The sequence below is a fragment of the Acidobacteriota bacterium genome (genome assembly GCA_028875575.1).
GTDB lineage: Bacteria > Acidobacteriota > Terriglobia > Versatilivoradales > Versatilivoraceae > Versatilivorator.
In genome coordinates this window covers 1-17,236 of record JAPPDF010000100.1, presented here as the reverse complement: position 1 = coordinate 17,236, position 17,236 = coordinate 1, and the positions used below count along the sequence as shown (strand labels likewise).

Annotated in this window: 29 protein-coding genes and 2 pseudogenes; all 31 read right to left on the bottom strand. The window is 57.5% G+C overall.

Going from position 1 to position 17,236, the window contains the following annotated elements; all coding sequences use genetic code 11:
- Positions 1-229 precede the first annotated feature (229 nt).
- On the bottom strand, positions 230-1,729 hold the full coding sequence (locus tag OXI69_17005) for a PQQ-binding-like beta-propeller repeat protein (protein ID MDE2667843.1): 1,500 nt from the start codon (positions 1,727-1,729) through the stop codon (positions 230-232).
- A gap of 90 nt (positions 1,730-1,819) precedes the next feature.
- Positions 1,820-2,413, bottom strand: coding sequence for an NUDIX hydrolase (locus tag OXI69_17000; protein ID MDE2667842.1), 594 nt, complete (start codon positions 2,411-2,413; stop codon positions 1,820-1,822).
- A gap of 398 nt (positions 2,414-2,811) precedes the next feature.
- Positions 2,812-3,249, bottom strand: a complete 438-nt coding sequence (gene rplQ, locus OXI69_16995; GenBank protein ID MDE2667841.1) for a 50S ribosomal protein L17 — start codon at positions 3,247-3,249, stop codon at positions 2,812-2,814.
- A gap of 47 nt (positions 3,250-3,296) precedes the next feature.
- A complete protein-coding gene (locus OXI69_16990; protein ID MDE2667840.1) occupies positions 3,297-4,295 on the bottom strand; it encodes a DNA-directed RNA polymerase subunit alpha in 999 nt (332 codons plus the stop codon).
- Between the two features lie 91 nt (positions 4,296-4,386).
- Positions 4,387-4,503: pseudogene (locus OXI69_16985) on the bottom strand (30S ribosomal protein S4).
- A gap of 193 nt (positions 4,504-4,696) precedes the next feature.
- Positions 4,697-5,110, bottom strand: coding sequence for a 30S ribosomal protein S11 (gene rpsK / locus OXI69_16980; protein ID MDE2667839.1), 414 nt, complete (start codon positions 5,108-5,110; stop codon positions 4,697-4,699).
- Between the two features lie 34 nt (positions 5,111-5,144).
- Positions 5,145-5,531 (bottom strand): 30S ribosomal protein S13, encoded by a 387-nt coding sequence (gene rpsM / locus OXI69_16975; protein ID MDE2667838.1) that lies wholly within the window; start codon positions 5,529-5,531, stop codon positions 5,145-5,147.
- Between the two features lie 45 nt (positions 5,532-5,576).
- Positions 5,577-5,690, bottom strand: coding sequence for a 50S ribosomal protein L36 (gene rpmJ / locus OXI69_16970; protein MDE2667837.1), 114 nt, complete (start codon positions 5,688-5,690; stop codon positions 5,577-5,579).
- Positions 5,691-5,697: 7 nt separating this feature from the next.
- On the bottom strand, positions 5,698-5,916 hold the full coding sequence (gene infA, locus OXI69_16965; GenBank protein MDE2667836.1) for a translation initiation factor IF-1: 219 nt from the start codon (positions 5,914-5,916) through the stop codon (positions 5,698-5,700).
- Between the two features lie 114 nt (positions 5,917-6,030).
- Positions 6,031-7,419 carry a preprotein translocase subunit SecY gene (gene secY / locus OXI69_16960; protein ID MDE2667835.1) on the bottom strand — a complete coding sequence of 463 codons (1,389 nt, stop codon included), beginning with the start codon at positions 7,417-7,419 and terminating at the stop codon, positions 6,031-6,033.
- Positions 7,416-7,859, bottom strand: coding sequence for a 50S ribosomal protein L15 (gene rplO / locus OXI69_16955; GenBank protein MDE2667834.1), 444 nt, complete (start codon positions 7,857-7,859; stop codon positions 7,416-7,418). Before rplO ends, secY begins: the two co-directional genes overlap by 4 nt.
- Before the next feature lie 183 nt (positions 7,860-8,042).
- Entirely contained in the window at positions 8,043-8,222 is a 180-nt protein-coding gene (rpmD, locus tag OXI69_16950; GenBank protein ID MDE2667833.1) for a 50S ribosomal protein L30, read from the bottom strand.
- A 58-nt stretch (positions 8,223-8,280) separates the two neighbouring features.
- Positions 8,281-8,778 (bottom strand): annotated as a pseudogene (gene rpsE, locus OXI69_16945) (30S ribosomal protein S5).
- A gap of 72 nt (positions 8,779-8,850) precedes the next feature.
- Positions 8,851-9,219 (bottom strand): 50S ribosomal protein L18, encoded by a 369-nt coding sequence (rplR, locus tag OXI69_16940; GenBank protein ID MDE2667832.1) that lies wholly within the window; start codon positions 9,217-9,219, stop codon positions 8,851-8,853.
- 39 nt (positions 9,220-9,258) lie between these two features.
- Complete coding sequence (gene rplF, locus OXI69_16935; protein ID MDE2667831.1) at positions 9,259-9,798, bottom strand: 50S ribosomal protein L6; 540 nt, start codon at positions 9,796-9,798, stop codon at positions 9,259-9,261.
- Between the two features lie 33 nt (positions 9,799-9,831).
- Entirely contained in the window at positions 9,832-10,230 is a 399-nt protein-coding gene (gene rpsH, locus OXI69_16930) for a 30S ribosomal protein S8 (protein MDE2667830.1), read from the bottom strand.
- A gap of 61 nt (positions 10,231-10,291) precedes the next feature.
- Entirely contained in the window at positions 10,292-10,477 is a 186-nt protein-coding gene (locus OXI69_16925; GenBank protein MDE2667829.1) for a type Z 30S ribosomal protein S14, read from the bottom strand.
- Positions 10,478-10,487: 10 nt separating this feature from the next.
- The gene (gene rplE / locus OXI69_16920; GenBank protein ID MDE2667828.1) at positions 10,488-11,027 is read right to left on the bottom strand and encodes a 50S ribosomal protein L5; all 540 of its coding nucleotides are present in this window, start codon (positions 11,025-11,027) and stop codon (positions 10,488-10,490) included.
- A gap of 34 nt (positions 11,028-11,061) precedes the next feature.
- On the bottom strand, positions 11,062-11,397 hold the full coding sequence (rplX, locus tag OXI69_16915) for a 50S ribosomal protein L24 (protein MDE2667827.1): 336 nt from the start codon (positions 11,395-11,397) through the stop codon (positions 11,062-11,064).
- Between the two features lies 1 nt (position 11,398).
- Positions 11,399-11,767: a 50S ribosomal protein L14 gene (rplN, locus tag OXI69_16910; GenBank protein MDE2667826.1), complete on the bottom strand. Its 369-nt coding sequence runs from the start codon at positions 11,765-11,767 to the stop codon at positions 11,399-11,401.
- 46 nt (positions 11,768-11,813) lie between these two features.
- Positions 11,814-12,080 carry a 30S ribosomal protein S17 gene (rpsQ, locus tag OXI69_16905; protein ID MDE2667825.1) on the bottom strand — a complete coding sequence of 89 codons (267 nt, stop codon included), beginning with the start codon at positions 12,078-12,080 and terminating at the stop codon, positions 11,814-11,816.
- A 107-nt stretch (positions 12,081-12,187) separates the two neighbouring features.
- Positions 12,188-12,397: a 50S ribosomal protein L29 gene (gene rpmC, locus OXI69_16900; GenBank protein ID MDE2667824.1), complete on the bottom strand. Its 210-nt coding sequence runs from the start codon at positions 12,395-12,397 to the stop codon at positions 12,188-12,190.
- A complete protein-coding gene (gene rplP / locus OXI69_16895; protein MDE2667823.1) occupies positions 12,394-12,819 on the bottom strand; it encodes a 50S ribosomal protein L16 in 426 nt (141 codons plus the stop codon). The genes rpmC and rplP overlap by 4 nt, the downstream gene beginning before the upstream one ends.
- A gap of 21 nt (positions 12,820-12,840) precedes the next feature.
- Positions 12,841-13,503 (bottom strand): 30S ribosomal protein S3, encoded by a 663-nt coding sequence (rpsC, locus tag OXI69_16890; GenBank protein MDE2667822.1) that lies wholly within the window; start codon positions 13,501-13,503, stop codon positions 12,841-12,843.
- 14 nt (positions 13,504-13,517) lie between these two features.
- Positions 13,518-13,853, bottom strand: a complete 336-nt coding sequence (rplV, locus tag OXI69_16885; GenBank protein MDE2667821.1) for a 50S ribosomal protein L22 — start codon at positions 13,851-13,853, stop codon at positions 13,518-13,520.
- Positions 13,854-13,885: 32 nt separating this feature from the next.
- Positions 13,886-14,173 (bottom strand): 30S ribosomal protein S19, encoded by a 288-nt coding sequence (gene rpsS / locus OXI69_16880; protein MDE2667820.1) that lies wholly within the window; start codon positions 14,171-14,173, stop codon positions 13,886-13,888.
- A 23-nt stretch (positions 14,174-14,196) separates the two neighbouring features.
- The gene (gene rplB / locus OXI69_16875; protein MDE2667819.1) at positions 14,197-15,021 is read right to left on the bottom strand and encodes a 50S ribosomal protein L2; all 825 of its coding nucleotides are present in this window, start codon (positions 15,019-15,021) and stop codon (positions 14,197-14,199) included.
- 144 nt (positions 15,022-15,165) lie between these two features.
- Positions 15,166-15,456: a 50S ribosomal protein L23 gene (locus tag OXI69_16870; protein MDE2667818.1), complete on the bottom strand. Its 291-nt coding sequence runs from the start codon at positions 15,454-15,456 to the stop codon at positions 15,166-15,168.
- Entirely contained in the window at positions 15,453-16,079 is a 627-nt protein-coding gene (rplD, locus tag OXI69_16865) for a 50S ribosomal protein L4 (protein MDE2667817.1), read from the bottom strand. The genes OXI69_16870 and rplD overlap by 4 nt, the downstream gene beginning before the upstream one ends.
- Positions 16,080-16,120: 41 nt before the next feature.
- Positions 16,121-16,753: a 50S ribosomal protein L3 gene (rplC, locus tag OXI69_16860; GenBank protein ID MDE2667816.1), complete on the bottom strand. Its 633-nt coding sequence runs from the start codon at positions 16,751-16,753 to the stop codon at positions 16,121-16,123.
- Between the two features lie 82 nt (positions 16,754-16,835).
- On the bottom strand, positions 16,836-17,162 hold the full coding sequence (rpsJ, locus tag OXI69_16855; GenBank protein MDE2667815.1) for a 30S ribosomal protein S10: 327 nt from the start codon (positions 17,160-17,162) through the stop codon (positions 16,836-16,838).
- Positions 17,163-17,236 lie beyond the last annotated feature (74 nt).

Sequence of the window (17,236 nt, the reverse complement as noted above, 5' to 3'; positions counted from 1 at the left end):
GAGAGTGGTTAGACCCGCCTCCGCCCCGCCGTGCGGATCATTCGAGGAAGAAACTGCCGATCTCATTTCAAGAAGAACCACAATTGGACACCAATGAACACGAATAGGGACAGATTTCTTTCAGTTTTTCTTCGTGGCCCTTCGTGGATAACTCTTTTTTTTTGTTTCAGATGAGCCTGGCCGCAGCCCGGGCTGGCCCGGAATTGTGCTGCGGTATCAACGGCTGAAGTCAGGGAAGGCGAGCGAAGCAATAGAGCGTCCGGCGGGTGCGAAGGTAGAGTCGACTGTCAGCAATGGCCGGCGTAGCGTAACACTCTTCCGCAAGGTCGTTGAGAGCCAGAACCTCCCATTGGCCTCCTGCCTTCAGGACCGGAGCCTTCCCGTTCTGGCTGAGCAGGTACACCTTGTCGTCCACACCAACCGGAGAAGAATAGTAGCGGTCGGTGGCCCCGTTCAGGCGGGCCTGCTTGAGAACTTTCCCACTTTCCGGATCCAGGGTGGTGACGATTCCACCATCCTTGACCAGGTAGAGGACGGATTGGTACAGGAGCGGAGAAGAGACGTTCGGCAGGGATTTTCGATATCGCCAAAGAATATTGCTGCCGGTCAGGTCTCCGCGTCCTCCATGGCGTATCGCCATCATGTTGTTTTGGGCCTCCAGGCGGGCTCGATAGAATTGCCAATCGAGCCGGCTCAGAAATCGATCCTTGTCCAGATCCACGTTCCGCCAATTCCTGGACGGCTTGAATCCTTCGATCTCCTCCAAGGATAACCGTCCGTCCCCATCCGTGTCCCGTTCTGCCAAGACCTGGGCATGTGAGGGAAGGTCGACCCGAACGGCGCTGTTTCCACCGGATTCCCAGGCATTGAGGTAGATCCTGTCACCGTCGATCAACGGCACCGACTTGAGCTGCCAAGCCATGCCCCGCAGCCACCAGAGCTTCTCTCCTCCATCCAGCGAGTAGGCGATCAACTGGTAGGATCCCGGCACGATCAGCTCGGTGGGCTCGCCCCTGCGCCGAAATACCGCCGGAGTCGAATACCCTCGGGCAACCTCGGGCCTTTCCGTCTTCCAATGCACCCGCCCGCTGTCCTTGTCCACCGCAATCATGTATGAGCCGCTGTCCTGGTCACAGACCATGATGACCTTGCCGTCTGCCAAAATCGGCGATGCGCCGTGCCCATTGACGTTGTTCAAAGGTCCAACCGGCAATCGCCATCGCTCACGACCGTCCAACTCGTAGGCAACCAAGCCGAAATCCCCGAAAAATACGACCAAAACGTCTCCATCGGTAACGGGCGTTGGAGAAGCGGCCGAGTTGATCCTGTGGTACCTCTGATCCCGTTCCCTTGCCAGGGAACGCTGCCAGAGGATCCGGCCTGTATCGCGGTCGAGACCATAGGTGACCAGCGTATCCTCCGAGGCCCCGGTCAGGAATAAACGATCCCCGGCAATCACCGGAGAAGACTCTCCCGGCAGCAGACCGGTCTTCCAGACGACGTTCTCTTCCGGCCCAAAGCGAACCGGGAGATTTCGATCGTCGGAGACACCCATACCGCCAGGGCCCCGGAATCTCGGCCACACGGGAACCTCGGCCGTGTCCTCGGCTCCAATCCTTGCCGGCAGGAATCCGGCGGCCAGTCCGGCGACCAGGACTGCCAGGACATGAACCTCAAACACTCGGGTCACGGCATCAGGAAAGAGTTGGCGAACTCGTATTCTTAGCATGGAATCGGGGTCTCCTCGAAAAATCGCAAAGGGGATTCACTTCAAGGAACTGTCCTGGCGCCGCTGGCTTCTTTGGCGGAATCGAAGTCGTCAGGGAGCCCGCAATTCCTTGTTGGTCAATAGAAGGTGAAGGCCGATGAGGGTCTTGGCGTCGACGATCTTGCCCCGGCGGATCAATTTCTCCAGCTGCGTGGGGGAATAGCGATGGACGGAGAGTTCCTCATCCTCATCCCCGGCCCTTTGCCCGGGTTCCAGGTCTCCAGCCAGAAAAAGGTGGAGGAGCTCGTTGCAAAAGCCCGGCGTCGTATAGAACGCCGCCAGCTTCTCCAACCTGCCGGCTCTGAAGCCCACTTCCTCCACCAGCTCTCTGGCGGCCGTCTCCTCGGGGGACTCTCCGGGGTCGATCCGGCCTGCCGGCAGTTCCAGCAGAGACTGCTGCATCGGATAGCGGAACTGTTCCACCAGGAGGACGTCCCCATTAGAAAACACCGGCACCACCGCCGCGCCTCCGGGGTGCACAACCACTTCTCGCACCGCCGGCGTTCCGGAGGCCGTGGTGATGCGGTCGACCGTGAGATCGATCACCCTTCCCCGATAAACGGTCCGGCTGTGGTCCAGCCGATAGTGCTCGTTCAGCGCAGCCTCCTGTTGACGGGACCGGGACTCTTCTTCCTCAACCCCCATGGTTGCTCCGATTTACCGCTCAGGCTATGAAAAACGTTTAAGTTCAATACTTTAACCGCCCTATTATGAAGACTGTCACAAAGAGGTGATGTCGGCCCCGTTCTGGTTGGTCTGAGCCCGGGACCGACTCACCCCGGTGTACCCCGCCAGGATCTTCGGTTCCGGGCAGGGGTGAACGGAGAGACTGCCGGTGGTCTCCTCGGCTACCCATCGAGACAGACGGACTGACCGGCAATCAAAATACCACGGATCCGGAATCTTTTCAGTACTTCTACCGGGTGATGCGGGGAAGGTTCAATTTCTTGCTTGCGAATGGGGATTGCGGTCTTGCGGCGGGGGTGGAAACGGTCATTCCCAGGACACTGGTTGGATCGAGTCGTTGCAAACCCGGACGGTAGCTACTGGCCCTCAACCTTGGGTTGCTCCTCCCCGCTCTTGTCCTGGCTCTTGGCGCCGGCGGACTTGGATTTCTTCTCCGACTCCTCCGAAATCAGCTCGATGATGGCCAACTCGGCTCCATCTCCGGCGCGCGGTCCCAGCTTCAGGATGCGCGTGTAACCTCCGGAACGATCGGCATAGCGGGCAGCAATGGTATCGAAGAGCTTCTGGACGACAGCGGCTTTGAAAAGGAATCGGGCAGCCTGGCGCCTGGCATGAAGCGTCTCTTTCTTGCCAAGAGTGATCATCTTCTCAGCCAGCGGTCTGACCTCCTTGGCCTTTTGAACCGTCGTGGTAATGCGTTCGTGCTCCAACAGCGACGTACATAGATTCCTGAGCAGCGCCCGGCGGTGGGGAGGCGTTCGCCCCAGTTTTCGTCCGTGTACACGATGTCTCATCCAAACCCTCCCGAACGACCAAACCTGCCGGGAACCACAGCCGGTCCCTATTGTTCTTCGCTCACTGGAGCTTCAATCGGCTGCCCTCGTTCGTCCAGCTCCATACCGAGACCCAGGCCCATGCTGCCCAAAATATCCTTGATTTCATTCAACGATTTTCGGCCGAAATTCTTGGTCTTGAGCATTTCCGACTCGGTCTTCTGAACCAGCTCCCCAATGGTCTTGATATTGGCGTTCTTCAAGCAGTTGTAGGAGCGCACCGAGAGTTCCAGCTCGTCAACCGATTTGGCGAGGTTCTCGTTAACCACTTCCACGACCTGATTGGCAGGCTCCTCCTCATCTTCGGCTTGTTCCTCGAAGTTGATAAAGATGGACATGTGGTCTCTGATCAACTTGGCCGCAAGGCCTACGGCATCCTGGGGTGTGATGCATCCATTGGTCCAAACGTCCAGGGACAGCCTGTCATAGTCCGTCATCTGACCCAACCTGGAGGGTTCAACCGTATAGTTGACCTTTCGGACCGGGGAGTGAACGGAATCGATGGGGATATAGCCAATGGACAGATCGTCATCGAAATTTCGGTCGGCGGAAACGTATCCTCGTCCGTGCTTCAGCCGCATTTCCACCTGCAAGCGCCCTCCTTCGCTGACAGTCGCCAGATAGACGGTCTTGTCCAGGATCTCCACATCTCCGTCGGTCTGAATATCTGCGGATGTGACCACTCCGGGGGATTCCGATTCCAAATACAACGTCTTGGGCCCCTCGCCACTGAGCCTGAACGACACCTGCTTGAGATTGAGGATGATATCGGTCGCATCCTCTACGACTCCCGGGATGGGAGAAAACTCGTGCAGAATGCCCTCGATCCTGACCGCCGTAACGGCGGCGCCTTCGATCGAGGACAACAACACCCTACGCAACGCGTTCCCGATCGTAGTACCAAAGCCCCGCTCGAAAGGCTGTGCCGTAAACTGTCCGTAGTGTTGCTCCTGATCCTCGCTGCTGATAGAGAGCCGTTTCGGCTTCTGAAATCCTTTCCACAACATAGGTGATAGACCCTCCCAGGGTCGGAGCCTGCCGGCCAAAAGCCTGATTGATACCCGAAAGACGTTTCCCAGAAAACTTTCGAACGATTAACTACTTGGAAGTAAGTTCGACGATCAAATGTTCCTGCACGGGCGGATTGGCATCATCTCGGGTAGGAGAAAAGGCAAGCACTTGTCCTGACAGGTTGGAAATATCCAATTCCAGCCAAGCTCCCCCACGACATGCGACCCTCTCCACTGAAGTTACCATGCTCGGCATCTTGTGGCTCTCTTGGCGAACCGAAATCGAATCCCCCGGCATTTACTCGAAGGAGAGGACGTTGACCTCGAGATAGTCCAGGTGGCCAACTTCCTTCTCCCTGCCAAGCAGAGTTCAATTCGAATCTGCGGTTGAACCGCGACTAAACCCGTCTCCGCTTGGGTGGACGGCAACCGTTGTGAGGAATGGGGGTGACGTCTCGAATCGACTTGACTTCCAAGCCCACTGTTTGCAGCGCTCGAATAGCGGATTCGCGCCCCGACCCGGGGCCTTTCACCCGGACGTCCACCGTCTTCATCCCGTGCTCACGAGCGATATTGCCGGCAGTGATCGAGGCCTGCTGCGCCGCAAAGGGCGTCCCCTTCCGTGATCCCCTGAACCCCAGCGATCCCGCGCTGGACCAGCAGACCAGGTTTCCTCGCGTGTCGGTGATGCTGACGATCGTGTTGTTGAAGGTCGCCTGAACGAAAACAATGCCGCTCGGGACAACCTTCTTTTCCTTTCTCCGAAAGACCTTCTTGCGTCCTTTTTTGGATTTGGTCTGACCCTTGGCCATCACACCCACTCCGATCGAATCACGATTCCCGTTCTCAAGTCTTGGCCGTTGATTTCTTCCTGCCCGCCACGGCTCCTCTGCGAGGACCCTTGCGCGTACGACCGTTGGTATGCGTCCGTTGCCCCCTGACCGGAAGCGACCGTCGATGCCTCAATCCCCGGTAAGAGCTGATCTCCATGAGCCGCTTGATGTTCATGGCAACTTCCTTGCGCAAGTCACCTTCAACGCCGCTCTGTTCCTCGATAATCTGGCGGATGCGCGTAACCTCTTCCTCGGAGAGGTCTCGCACCTTGGTATCCAGACTGATTCCCGCTCGATCAAGGATCTTGCGAGATCTTGGCCTGCCAATGCCGTGAATGTAGGTCAGGCCGACTTCCACCCGCTTATCGTTCGGTAAATCAATGCCAACGATCCGAGCCACGTCCAATCCTTTCCAGGGAGGAGAACCGGAATCCGTTTGGTCCGGCTATCCCTGACGCTGCTTGCACTTGGGGTTGACGCAAATCACCCGTACCACCCCGTGCCGGCGAATGATTTTGCACTTCGGGCAGATTTTCTTAACCGATGCCCTGACTTTCATGGCTGCCCTACTTGTAGCGATAGACGATCCGACCCCGGCTCAAGTCGTAGGGCGACAATTCCACCGCGACCCTGTCTCCCGGCAAAATCCGAATGAAGTTCTTGCGCATTTTCCCGGAAATGTGAGCCAGCACCACATGCTTGTTCTCCAACTGAACCTTGAACATGGCATTGGGTAAGGGTTCCAGGACAACCGCCATCACTTCAATGGCATCTTCCTTCGACATTCAGGACCACTTTCCTACAGAAGAGTTAAACCCCAACTTCCAAGGATACAACAAGTTACCTACAATTCCAACACTTGATCCGGGCCAAAACCAAACTGGACCGATCCTGCTGACTCACGCCCGGCGCCCGCGAATCCGACGTCCCCGCGGCCCCAGGAATCCATCGTAGTGCCGCATCACCAATTGAGCCTCGATCTGTTGAACAGTATCCATGGCCACCCCCACCACAATCAACAGAGAGGTCCCACCGAAATAAAACTGCACCCCCATACCGTTCAGAATCCAGTTCGGCAAACCTTCGAAATAGCCGCCCACCCACGGGAGATTATTAATATGGAAACCGGTAATCATGAATTCCGGAATGACGGCAATCATGGCCAGATAGATCGCTCCTGCAAAGGTGATTCGAGTCAGGATGGTCTCGATGTACTCCGCGGTAGCGCGCCCGGGACGGATTCCCGGAATAAATCCCCCGTACTTCCTCATGTTGCCGGCGACTTCAGTGGGATTGAATACGATGGAGGTGTAAAAGTAGCAAAAGAAAATAATGAAGGTGACATAGAGCAAATTGTAAAGCGGCTCGCCAAATCCGAGAGCCTCGGTGAGGCTTCTGAAGAAACGACTGTCCTCGAACATCAGACCGAAGGTCTGTGGAAAGGTGAGTATGGAAGACGCAAAGATTACCGGGATCACGCCGCCGACATTCACCTTCAGGGGAAGGTGGGTCGACTGCCCGCCCATGACCCTTCGTCCCACCACGCGCTTGGCGTACTGTACCGGAATCCGCCTCTGAGCCCTCTCGACCAATACGATGAATCCGACCACCACCACCATGATGGACAGGAGCACCATCACGAACAGCGGGGACCATTGCTGCTGCACCAGTCGGGTAAAGATCTCATGGCCGGCGCTGGGCAAGCCGCTGACAATTCCGGCAAAGATGATCAGGGACATTCCATTCCCGATGCCCCTCTCGGTAATCCTTTCCCCCAGCCACATGATGAATGCGGTTCCCGTGGTCTGGGTCAGCATGGTCATGAACACGAATCCGAAACCAGGGTTCAGAACCACTTGAGTTCCGCCCTCGGCCGGCATCCCCTGCAAGAAGGACGCGATGCCGAACGACTGCACCAGACTGAGGATAACCGTCAGGTATCGGGTGTACTGGGTGATCTTCTTGCGGCCGAGCTCTCCTTCCTTGGACAGTCTCTCCAGATAGGGCCAAACGACGGTCATCAACTGAAGGATGATCGAGGCCGTAATGTAGGGGGTTATGCCTAAGGCGAAAATGGTGAAGTTGCCGAAATTGCCGCCGGAGAATAGATCCAGAAAACCCAGAACGGTCCCCCGGCTGCGGTCGAAAATCTCACGCAGGGCCTCGGTGTTGATCCCGGGAGTGGGGATGAAAGCCCCGACCCTGTACACGGCCAGAATGCCCAAGGTGAAGAGAATCCTCTTCCTCAGGTCATTCATATTCCAGATGTTGCGCAAGCTTTCGATCACTTGATTTCTTGAATGGCCCCTCCGGCCTGGCTGATCTTGTCCCTTGCGCTTTGACTGAAGAAGTGTGCTGACACTTTCAGCGCTTTCGACACCTCGCCTCGACCCAGAATCTTCACACCATCCTTGACTTTCTTGATGATTCCCCGTTTGACCAGGACGTCCGGGGATACCGACGACCCGGCCCTGAACACCTGGAGCTGACCCACATTCACCACCACGATCTGTTTCCTGAAGATGTTGGTGAAACCGCGCTTCGGCAAACGGCGGTGCAGGGGCATCTGCCCGCCCTCGAATCCGCGCTTGGCCCTTGCGCCGGAACGAGATTTCTGTCCCTTGCTTCCGCGGCCCGCGGTTTTTCCCAGTCCGGATCCGGGCCCGATTCCCCTGCGCCTGCGATTTCGGGTCGATCCCGGTGAAGGCTTCAGTTCGTGAAGTTCAATCATGGAGCAGCCTTTGGCAGTGACTAGTGGTTATTGGATAGTGGTTAGTGGTTAGTTTTGATCTGATCGATGCGTCAAGCCTCTCCTTATTCTCGGAGCAGGCCTTCAAACAAGCGTAACCAAGTCATCAAACGCTTGCCTGTTTCAGATACCCCCCGTTTACAATTCTTCCCACTTCCCACTTCAAACTTCACTCTTCACCTCCAAGAGATGGCGAATCTTGAAGATCATGCCTCGAATTTCCGGAGTATCGGGTCGGGCGACCGTCTGGTTCAGCCGTCTGAAACCCAAGCCACGAATCACCTGCTTTTGCCGGGTCGAGCATCCGATGCCGCTCTTGACCAGCTTAATCTTCAGAGGCATCTTCTGCGTTTTCTTGGGGTTGTTCTGTCTCATCATGCACTTTCGGCGCCGGCGCCGGCAATATTTCCTCGGGCGACTTCCCTCTCAAACGGGCAACATCAGCGACATCCCTGAGTTGCTGAAGACCCTCCATGGTAGCCTTCACTACATTGTGCGGGTTGGCGCTTCCCAGAGACTTGGTCAGCACATTCCGTATCCCTGCCGATTGAATTACGGCCCGCACCGGTCCCCCGGCAATCACGCCGGTCCCATCGGGAGCCGGTTTCAGCAACACCCGGCCCGAGCCGAATCGACCGACCACCAGGTGAGGAATTGTGGTTCCCTTCATCGGGACACGGATCAGATTCTTCTTGGCCGCTTCGGTCGCCTTGCGAACGGCCGAGGGTACTTCCTTGGCTTTACCATTGCCGTAGCCCACTCTGCCGTTCTCGTCACCGACAACCACCAAGGCGCTGAAACTCAGGTTCTTGCCGCCTTTGACCACCTTGGTGACCCGATTGATCGAAACCACCTGGTCCTTGAATTGGGATTCATTCGAATCGAATTTGGCTTCCAAATGCCCTCCTTGCGACACTCTGCAGCGACCGCTGGAAGAATGGAATGCGCCCAGGTGGGCGCAACGCTTGCGTCAGAACTCCAGGCCGCCCTTTCGGGCCGCATCCGCCAATGCCTTCACCCGGCCGTGAAACAGATAGCCCCCCCGGTCGTAGACCACTCGCTTGATCCCAAGCCGGGTGGTTCGTTCGGCGATCCGGCTGCCCACGACCGTGGCTGCAGCCAAGTTGCCCCCATTCCGGTTTTGCTCGCGGATCTCCTTGTCGACCGTCGAGGCGGAGGCCAGGGTACGGCCCTGGTCGTCGTCGATGACCTGGGCGTAAATGTGACTGGCAGAGCGGAACACGTTGAGCCGAGGTCGATCGCCCGAGCCTCTGATCTTTTTTCGCACCCGCACGTGGATACGTTTGCGGATGTGACCTCTGGAAATCCGTTTAGCCATATTTTCCGATTGGGCGACCTGGGCCTACAGACCCTGCCGCTACTTGGCCCCCGTCTTGCCGACTTTCTTCTTGAGCCTCTCCCCCGTATAACGAATCCCCTTGTTCTTATAGGGATCGGGCTTGCGCAAGGACCGGATGTCAGCGGCAGTCTGGCCTACTTTCTGCTTGTCCACCCCCGAAACGACCAGGTGCGTCTGTCGCTCCACCTCAACGCTGATTCCCTCGGGGATCGGAAAGTCGATGGGGTGGGAAAACCCCAGACTGAAGACGACCGATTTCCCCTTGTGCTCAGCCCGGTAGCCGATGCCCACGATGTCCAGTTCCTTCCTGAAGCCCCGGCTTACTCCGGCAACCGCGTTGGCCAACAAACTCCGGGCCAGTCCGTGGAGTGCCTTCTGCTGCTTGGAATCCGAGGATCGGGTGGCGAGAACTCCCTTCTCGGTCTGCTCAAAGCGTATTCCTTCCGGCACCACGCTTGTCATTTGACCCCTGGGCCCCTGAATACGGACCTGGTGGTCCGAAATGCTCACCTGGATGCCCTCCGGAATTGAAATGATCTGTCTGCCGACTCGTGACATGGCTGAACGTCCGCTTCAGGTTGCGAAGAGCACTTACCAGATATAGCAGAGTACCTCTCCGCCAACCCCTTCCCGGCGTGCCCGGTTCCCGGTGATCACTCCCTTGGGAGTCGTGAGAATGCTGATCCCCAGATTCCCGAGAACCGAGGGGATCCTGCGCTTGGAAGCGTAAACCCGGCAACCCGGCCGGGATATCCTCTGCAATCCCGAAATCACCCGCTCGCCTCGGGGACCGTAACGGAGATAGATTCTCAGGAACCGCTTACTGCCCTCGTCAATGGTCTTGAAGCTGGCGATATACCCTTCTTCCTTGAGAATCCGGGTCATTTCCGTCAGCAGGCGAGAGCAGGGGATGTCGACCTTCTGGTGCTTGGCCTGCAGGGCGTTGCGAATGAGAGTGAGGTAGTTTGCAACGGGATCAGTTAAGCTCATACTTCATCAGGCTCCACAAATGCGGCCCGGTTGGCCCACCGGATCGCGGACTATATCGGGTTCACCAACTTGACTTGATGACTCCCGGAAGTTCTCCCCTCAAGGCCAACTGACGAAAGCAGAGGCGACACAACTGAAACTTGCGCATGTAACCGCGCGGGCGACCACAGAGCCTGCAGCGGTTGTATCGCCGGACCTTGAACTTGGGCTTCTTTTTGGCCTTGGCTATCAGAGCGACTCTGGCCATCTATTCAACCTCATCGTCGGAAAGGGAGCCCCAAGAGACCCAACAAGCTTCTGGCTTCATCGTCGGTCTTGGCGCTGGTAACCATGCACACGTTCATTCCTTTGATTTTGCCGACCTTGGAGTAGTCAATCTCCGGAAACACCAATTGATCCCGCAACCCCAGCGTATAGTTCCCGCGCCCGTCGAAAGACCTGGTGGAAAGTCCTCGGAAGTCTCGGACCCTGGGGAGCGCAATGTTGATCAGACGATCGAAAAACTCGTACATGCGGCCGGCCCGAAGCGTGACCGAGCAAGCGATGGCCATTCCCTGCCGAAGCTTGAATGAAGCGATCGACTTTCGGGCTCGATTGATGACGGGCCTTTGTCCGGTGATCGCTCCCAGTTCGTCCATGGCCGCATCCAACAGCTTGGGGTTCTGGATCGCTTCCCCCAGGCCGATGTTGACCACGATCTTTTCCAGCTTGGGCACCGCCATCACATTGCTGTAGCCAAACTCCTTCTGCAAAGCCGGCATGATTTCCTTCTGATAGCGGTCCTTGAGTCGGCTCATGAATTCTTCTTCTCCAGCACGCCCGCCTCGGGGGTCAGCGGTCCAGCGAAGCCTCACACTTGCGACAAACCCGGATCTTCTTTCCATCGGCCAGTATCTGGTGGCCGATTCGGGTCGGCTGCCCGCAGGCTCCGCAAACGATCATTACGTTGGACACGTGTATGGGGCCTTCCCTCTCCACGATCCCGCCCTTCAGATTCCGGCTGGGGTTGGGGCGGGTATGGCGCTTGACCATATTGATTCCTTCCACAACCACCCGCTGTTTGTTATGGATCACGCGCAACACGCGACCGACTTCCTTCACGTCCTTTCCGGCAATGACCCTGACCTGGTCGTTTCTCCGGATATCGACTCGACGTGGACGCCCCATTTCAGATTACCTCCGGCGCCAGAGAGACGATCCTAAGGAATCGCTTGTCACGCAACTCCCGGGCAACCGGCCCGAAGACGCGCGTTCCCACCGGTTCTCCCTGGTCGTTGATCAGCACCGCCGCGTTCTGGTCGAAGCGAATGTAGGAACCATCCCGCCGGCGGGTCTCCTTGCGCGCCCTCACAATCACCGCCTTGACTACCCTGCCCTTCTTGACATTGCCATCGGGGGTCACATCCTTGACAGCGGCCGTCACCACATCTCCCAAGGCGGCCTTGGCCCCCGTGCCCCCTCCTAACGGCAAAATACAGGCGAGCCTGCGGGCGCCCGAATTATCGGCGACTTCCAGGATGGTGCCCATTTGAATCACGGTGCAATCTCTCCGTCAACCGGCTCAGGCGCCGCTCTACCCAAGTTCAACTGGCCTTGGTGATGATGCGGGACACGCGCCACCGCTTGTTTTTACTGGTTGGGCGGGTCTCCACGATGGCTACCCGATCGCCGATACCACAGGCGTTCTGCTCGTCGTGAGCCAGAAAGCTGGAAGTCCTGGTGACAATGCGCCGGTAAAGAGGATGGGGCACCCGGCGTTCCACCGAAACCACCACAGTCTTGTCCATCCCATCGCTCTTGACGACCCCAACCTTGGCGTTCCTTCGACCTGTTTTCTCTCCGCTGCCCATGGCCTTGCGCTCCTGATCCCGGATCGGAAGGGCTCCGGTTCCTCTTGCCCGAAACGCTCCTGTTTTACCCTGTATCAACCGCCCCGTCGTGTGGGGCGGAGGCGCGGCTATCCTGCATCCCTTGGCTTCTGCAGTTGGCGCTCCCGTCGTACCGTCTTGATCCGGGCCACGTCCTTTTTCAACTGCTGCAGCTTGTGCGTCCCCTCCGCCTGACCCATTGCCAGTTGCAGTCGCAGTCGAAAGATCTGCTCGGCCATGTCGTTTTCCTGGCTGACCAGTTCTTCGTCCGAGAAATCCCTGATCTGCTCGGGTGTCATGCCTCGCCCCCCGCATTGGGCCTGTAGACGAACTTGGTTTTGGCCGGCAACTTGTTGGCGGCCAAACGCATGGCTTCCCGTGCCACATCCCGGTCCACGCCTTCCATCTCGAAGATGACCTTACCCGGGCGGACCACGGCTACCCAATACTCGGGAGATCCCTTGCCCTTTCCCATGCGAGTTTCTGCCGGCTTCTTGGTCACGGGCTTATCCGGGAACAGGCGAATCCAGATTTTTCCGCCGCGCCTGACGGCACGGGTCATGGCGATACGGGCCGCTTCGATCTGGCGATCGGTAATCCAGGCGGGTTCCAGCACCTTCAGTCCATAGTCTCCGAAGGAGATTTCCGAGCCGCGCCAGGCCTTGCCGCAATTGCGCCCACGCTGCTGTTTGCGAAATTTGACCTTCTTGGGCATTAACATTTCAGATCCCCACCGGGTTGATCAGAGTTTGGCACCGATCTCCGAGGCCTTTTTGGTCACCGGAAAGAGGTCTCCCTTGTAAATCCAGACCTTGACGCCAATCAATCCGTAAGTGGTAAAGGATTCCGCGAAACCATAGTCGATATCGGCCCGCAGCGTGTGGAGAGGAAGTCGACCCTGGAGGTACCATTCGGTTCGCGCGATTTCAGCTCCGTTCAGACGTCCCGCACAACAGACCCTGATGCCCTTGGCGTTGACTTTGAGGGCGGAGTCCACGGCCTTCCGCATCGCCCGCCGAAAAGCAATCCGCTTTTTAAGCTGAAGCGCAATGGATTCAGCTACCAGTTGAGCCTCGAGCTCCGGGCGATGAATCTCATTGATGTTGATGAAAACTTCGCGATTGGTCCTCTGCTGCAAATCCACCTTGAGCTTGTCGATCTCGGAACCCTTGCGGCCGATGATGATTCCGGGCCGGGAGGTGTAAATGGTGACTCGGATCTTGTTGCCGGGCCGTTCGATCTCAATGTTCGAGACCCCGGCGTGCCCCAACTGCTTCTTGAGTTCCGTCTTCAGGCGCAGGTCTTCGTGCAACAACGTTCCGTAGTCCTTCTTGGCGTACCAGCGGGAACGCCAGGTTTTGTTGTATCCCAAGCGAAGACCAAAGGGATGTACTTTCTGTCCCACGCGCCCCTCCTTATCTATTCGTCCGACACATGAATCGAGATGTGGCTCATTCGCCGCTGGTATCGCAATGCCCGCCCCATGGGAGCCGGACGCATCCGCTTCATCCGCGGCCCCTCGTTGACGTAAGCCTTGCTCACCGACAACCGGTCCACGTCGGTGGCCTCGTCTTTCTGTTCCGCATTGGCGATGGCCGACTTCAGGACCTTGGTAACCTGCGTAGCTGCCCTCTTCTTGGTGAAGCGCAGAATGTCCAGCGCTTCCGAAACGTTGCGCCCCCGGATCAGGTCAACAACCAACCGGACCTTTTGCGGCGAGCTGCGGATGAATTTGGCGGTAGCACGAGCTTCCATCAGATTCAAGCTCCAGACGGGCCTTGCAGACCTCAGGATCGCGAGGCCGTCTTTTCGGTGGACTTTGAGCTGTGCCCCCTGAACATGCGGCTGGGAGAAAATTCTCCCAACTTGTGTCCCACCATATTCTCAGTCACAAAAACCGGAATAAATCTCCTGCCGTTGTGCACTGCGAAGGTATGGCCGACCATGTCGGGAATGATGGTGGACCTCCGCGACCAGGTCTTGATCACCTTCTTCTCGAACCGCTTGTTCATGCCGTCTACCAACCTGGCCAGGCTGCGGTCCACAAATGGTCCCTTTTTTACCGATCGCCCCATCTACTCACCTCCGGGAGGTCCCGTTACTTGCCCCTTCGTTTCACGATAAACGAATCGGTTCTCTTGTTGTTTCGGGTCCTGAACCCCCTGGTCGGCTGCCCCCAGGGCGTCACCGGATGGCGCCCTCCGGAGGTCCTTCCCTCGCCGCCTCCGTGGGGATGGTCGACCGGGTTCATGGCCACACCCCGCACTGTCGGTCGACGTCCCAACCACCGCTGTTTTCCGGCCTTGCCCAGGCTGATGTTGCTGTGGTCGGTATTACCTACCTGCCCGACCGTCGCCAGACAGTCGACGTGGACCCGCCTGACCTCGCCGGACGGCATCTTCACCTGGGCGTAGGCACCCTCCCTGGCAACCAGTTGAGCCGCACTCCCGGCCGAACGGGCCATTTGGGCTCCCCCACCCTTCCGCAACTCGATATTGTGGATGGTGGTTCCCAGCGGGATATTCTTCAGAGGCAGCGCATTGCCGACCAGGATGTCGGCTTCCGGTCCGGAAACAACCGTAGCTCCAACCTCGAGACCCACGGGATGAATGATGTAACGCTTTTCACCATCCCTGTAGTGAAGCAGCGCAATTCGGGCCGATCGGTTCGGGTCGTATTCCACTGCAGCGACCTTGGCCGGCACGCCGAATTTGTCGCGCTTGAAATCGATTTGGCGATAGAGCCTCTTGTGCCCTCCCCCTCGATGGCGCACGGTCATGCGACCCAGATTGTTACGGCCCCCGGTCCTGGACTTGCCTGTAGTCAGGCTCTTCTTTGGACGCTTTTGGCTGAGTCCCTCGGAAGTCGTCACCGAGGTGAATCGCAACGAGGGCGTAAAGGGTCTGAAGGTTTTAAGGCCCATGGTTAGAAAGTGGCTAGTGAATGGTGGTTAGTGGATAGTTGAAGAAACAGGAGAGCGCCACATGCCATTTTTGCACCTGTTGAATGACGTGCCGAGATCGACAAGATGCTTGACTCACTGCTCAAAATCACTCTCCACCCTGCACTAAGCATTGTCCGCGTATTCAATCATTTTTTCGCCCGGCTTTAGCTTGACGAAGGCCTTCTTCCAATCGGGCCGCCTCCCGACATAGCGTCCCTGACGTCGCATTTTCCCCTTGAAGCCGGCCGTATTAACCGAAGCCACCTTGACGTTGAAGAGCTTCTCTACAGCTTGCTTTACCTGATGCTTATTGGCCCGTGCAGACACTTCAAAGCATAGATACCTGTGGTCTTCCTTCAGACCCAGGGCCTTCTCGGTGATGATCGGGCGCTTCACGATCGAGGCCAGGTTCACGTTTGCAGACCCTCCTGAAGTTTCTCAATGGCCTTCCTGGAGAAAAGAATGCTCCTGGAATTCAGCAGATCGTAAACGGTAACCCCGCGACTGGATACGACTTTCACTTCCGGCAAATTCCCGGAGGCTCGGGCCAGGTTTTCATTGTCCCCGTTGTCCACGATGAGAAGCTTCCTCCGCGTCTCCAGCTTCCTCAGTACCTCGTCCAGCTCCCTGGTCTTGTGATTGGGCAAGGCGAAATCGGCGACCACCCTGATACAGTTCGAGCCAAATCTGTCGCTCAGGGCCGAACGCATCGCACCCAGCAGCATTTTCCTGGGAAGGCGAAAGGCGTAGGACCTGGGCTTCGGCCCATGGGCCACTCCACCCTTTCTCCAGAGTGGATTGCGGGAACTTCCAACCCTGGCTCTCCCGGTACCCTTCTGCCGCCAGGGTTTTCTACCTCCGCCACGCACCTGAGCACGGGTCTTGGTGGCGTGAGTACCCTGTCTGAGGCTGTCACGGTAGTGTTTCACCGCCAGATAGAGCAGGCTCTTGTTGACTTTGGCCGAAAAAACAGTGTCGTGGAGATCGAGTTGATCAACCACCTCATTCTCCAGATTCACAACATCAAGCGTTGCCACGACCCGCTCCATTGGCCCGCCGCCAGGCCGGCCCGCCACCTCTATTGCCGGTTCCTGCGAACAATCAGATAGTCCCCGTTGGCACCGGGAACGGCTCCCTTGACGATCAGCAGATTCTTTTCCGCGTCCACGCGCACAACTTTCAAGCCTTTCACCGTTACCTGGCGCTGCCCCATGTGACCGGCGCCCTTCATGCCCTTGACGACGCGCGAGGGGAATGCGGAAGCACCGATCGATCCCGGAGCACGATGAAACATGGAACCGTGGCTGGCCACGCCCCCGCTGAAATTGTGCCGCTTCATCACCCCGGCGAAACCCTTGCCCTTGCTTACGCCGGTCACGTCCACTTCGTCGCTGTCGCTAAACTGGTCCACCAGCACTTTGGATCCCACTGCCGTATCTTCGACGCCATCGGATAAGCGCAATTCCTTCAGGAAACGAACCGGAGCCACCTTGGCCTTCTTGAAATGGCCACGCATGGGTTGACCGACTCGCTTGGCCGAAGTGAACTCGATCAAACCCAGTTGCACGGCGTCATAGCCTTCCCGATCGGCCGTCTTTTTCTGCACGACCACGCAAGGCCCGGCCTGGATCACGGTAGCCGGAATGACACGCCCCCCGTCCTCGAACAACTGGGTCATCCCGATCTTGACACCCAGAATGCCATTCACCATCGGTCAAACTCCCGGTCACTGGCTGTGGGAACCGGATTTTGTGCCGGACTCGGCCTGCATGGGCGGACAAAATCCTCCACTCTCACTTGTGCTCCTTGCCATATGCCTTGATCTCGACGTCAACCCCTGCCGGCAGATCGAGCTTCATCAAGGCATCGATGGTTTGCGGGGTGGGCTCCAGAATATCCAGTAGCCGCTTGTGGGTCCGTATCTCGAATTGTTCACGCGACTTCTTGTCCACGTGAGGGGACCGGAGGACGCAGTATTTGTTCTTGGCCGTGGGAAGCGGAATCGGCCCGGCGATTCGAGCCCCGGTGCGCCGGGCCGTATCCACGATCTCTCCGGCGGATTGATCCAGAATCCGGTAGTCAAAGGCTTTCAGTCGGATGCGTATCTTTTCGTTCAGCATCTATGGCTCTCATTCGCGGAGGCAATGGGCTCAAGGAGGTTGGGCGCTCCTATTCCAGTATTTCGGTAATGGTG